The organism is Pedococcus sp. P2_D9, from assembly GCF_056404275.1.
Map to the genome: position 1 here is coordinate 1 of NZ_JBFUEI010000023.1, position 1670 is coordinate 1670.

The following is a 1670-nucleotide window of genomic DNA, read 5'->3' on the forward strand; positions in this document are numbered from 1 at the left end:
CCCACCCTCTGCAGGGCGTGGGGGATGTTGCTGTCTACGGCGTGTCCCGCAGCACCAGACGAGCATCTAGACACCCCAGAGACCATCCCGAGAGGGCGCGGGCCGGACATCCCACTCCGTGGGGCCCTGTCCGGCTCCGCTGCCGTCTCAGGCCCGTTTCTGGGCCCGCTCGATGCGAATCTGGCACGGCCTGCACAGCACCCCCGAGGCCAGCTCAATCCGGATGCGTCGCCCGCAGCCCTTGCAGGTCACGAGTGCCGGCCGAAATCGCTTGGACTGCTGCCCGCTACTCATCGCCGCCACCAGCACTGCTCACCGCGAGATCCGCCGACCAGTGCCGCCGTCTCACAGCCTCGCCTGACTGGCCCAAGCACCACCCGAGCTCGTCCCATGAGAGGCCCTGCTCCCGCAGCGACAGGACCAGCTCCGCCTCCACGGCGTCGAGAAATCCCCGTAGCCGCTCGAGACTGATCAGCCCCACCGTCTCATCCCGACCCGGGTGCCACTGCACCTTCAGGCGACCCTGTCGATCGAGGTCCGCCCGGATCCCTAGCTCAGCGTCGGTGTAGACCTCCCGAGCGTGCTGGATCCCCGCCGCCCTGCGCTGTCGCTTCGTCTGTCGTCCACCCATACCCCCATCCTGCCAACAAAGTTGCGAAAAGTCACTACCCCGCGAGGATCCGTGAGCACGAAAAAGCAAAACGTGCAGTTGTGGCACATAGGACAAGCCCTGTGCGTCCGGCAGGGAGCGACCTCCCGCACTCGTGCTCCGGACAGCCGGACCGCGCCGCGTGACGTCTACTGCGCCTCGACGGGTGGGGGAGGCCCTCGCTTCGCCGATTCCCAGCACGCCCCCAGGCGATCACCACCCGCACGCGGCGCCATCGCAGACCCGCCCGGTCACAGAAGCTCGACGTCGCACCAACCAGCCGACGCACCCCTAGAGCGCAGCACGAAATCCCCCAGCCGGATCCAGACCCACATCACGGCGACTTCCCAGCGTGCACAGACACACCGAAACCCCGTACCGAGCAGCGGTTGATGAGGCTCGGGCCGGGGCCGGTGCTTGCCGTGGATCCGCTGGCAGGCACTCACAGGATGGCACATCGGACCGCAAGCGGGCAGGGCTATCCCCCAGCCTCCGCTTCGCTCCGGCTGGGTAAGACCCACCATCGCTAACCCACCCGCGCACCACGAATAGCGACCCGCCCTCAGGAGGTGTCGCTGTGCGCATGTTCGGCCTAGACGTCGTGGCCGTGAGTGCCCTGGTCGACTCGATTGGTCAGGGGTGCGGTTGTTCTCCCACCTGCCGGTGAGACGGCGTGCCACACAAAGAAACGCCGAGCCTCATCGAGGTCCGGCGCTGTTGTCACCCCTTGTGGGTATCCTCCAACTACCGAACTCGACACTCGGGAGCATCCCCCACCCTCTGCAGGGCGTGGGGGATGTTGCTGTCTACGGCGTGTCCCGCAGCACCAGACGAGCATCTAGACACCCCAGAGACCATCCCGAGAGGGCGCGGGCCGGACATCCCACTCCGTGGGGCCCTGTCCGGCTCCGCTGCCGTCTCAGGCCCGTTTCTGGGCCCGCTCGATGCGAATCTGGCACGGCCTGCACAGCACCCCCGAGGCCAGCTCAATCCGGATGCGTCGCCCGCAGCCCTTGCAGGT

General features: G+C 67.4%; 1 protein-coding gene. It reads right to left on the reverse strand.

From position 1 onward, the window contains the following. Positions 1-286 precede the first annotated feature (286 nt). Positions 287-631 (reverse strand): hypothetical protein, encoded by a 345-nt coding sequence (locus AC1DXJ_RS20235; protein ID WP_477637858.1) that lies wholly within the window; start codon positions 629-631, stop codon positions 287-289. Between the last annotated feature and the right edge of the window lie 1039 nt (positions 632-1670).